Below are 835 nucleotides of genomic sequence, written 5' to 3'. Positions count from 1 at the left end.
GTCGGGAGCGAGGCCGTCGACGTGCGCTCCCTCGCCGCCCTCGCTGCCGCCCGTGTGGCCGGCCGGACCCTGCTCGCCGACCTCGCGACGCTTTCGGAGTTGCAGGAGCAGACGGTCGATCAGGCACGGACCGAGCACGCGGACGCGCGACGAGCGATGCGCGGACTCGACAAGCTCGCCCAGGCGCACGCACTGCAGGTGCGGGCCGCCGAGCTGCACGCGGAGCAGGCCGAACTCGACGAGATCGGCGCGCGCGCCCAGACGGACAGGGAGGGCCAGGCATGACGTCTCTCGGCATCGTGGATCTGCTCGGCGCGCGGACGAATCGCGCATCGGGTACACCCGCCCACTCCCGGCAGGTCACGCCGGGAGCTGCGGCATTCGCCGACGTCATCCTGGATGCCTCGCGCGCCTCGACCGATGATGCTCTCGCCGGATCATCCGCCGCGTCGCCTGCCGGCGGATCATCGGCGGACGGTTCGGCGTCGGACGCGCCGATCCCGTCTCCCCCGCCTGTCCTCCCTGCGCCCACGCCGAGTCACCCGGCGTCTCCGGATGGTGCCGTGGTCGGCATCGACGGCTCTGCGGCCCGAGCCCCCCTCGTGCCGGGGCCTGCGCCGGACGGCGCGGATCCGACGACGACCGCCGAGGGGACACTCGAGGACGAGGCCGGTGCCGCAGGCCTCGCCACGCACACCGGGTCGATCGGCGCTCCGGCTTCTCCGTCGGCGGCTCCGGCAGCGGCCCCCGCGAACGCAGAGACCCGCACACTCGCGACGTCGCAGAGTTCCACCCCCGGACCCACGGTCGCTCCTGTTCCGGGAGGCGCCGCGCG

General features: G+C 74.4%; 2 pseudogenes. Both read left to right on the top strand.

Annotation, left to right across the window (positions count from 1 at the left end):
* Nucleotides 1-285, top strand: a pseudogene (locus B2869_RS06530) (hypothetical protein); the annotation flags it as partial.
* Nucleotides 282-835 (top strand): annotated as a pseudogene (locus B2869_RS06525) (hypothetical protein); the annotation flags it as partial. The pseudogenes B2869_RS06530 and B2869_RS06525, both read left to right, overlap by 4 nt.

Origin of the sequence: Microbacterium sp. UBA3486, from assembly GCF_002377845.1 — a bacterium.
Taxonomy (GTDB): Bacteria; Actinomycetota; Actinomycetes; order Actinomycetales; family Microbacteriaceae; genus Microbacterium; species Microbacterium maritypicum_A.
This window is presented reverse-complemented; position numbering and strand designations above follow the sequence as displayed.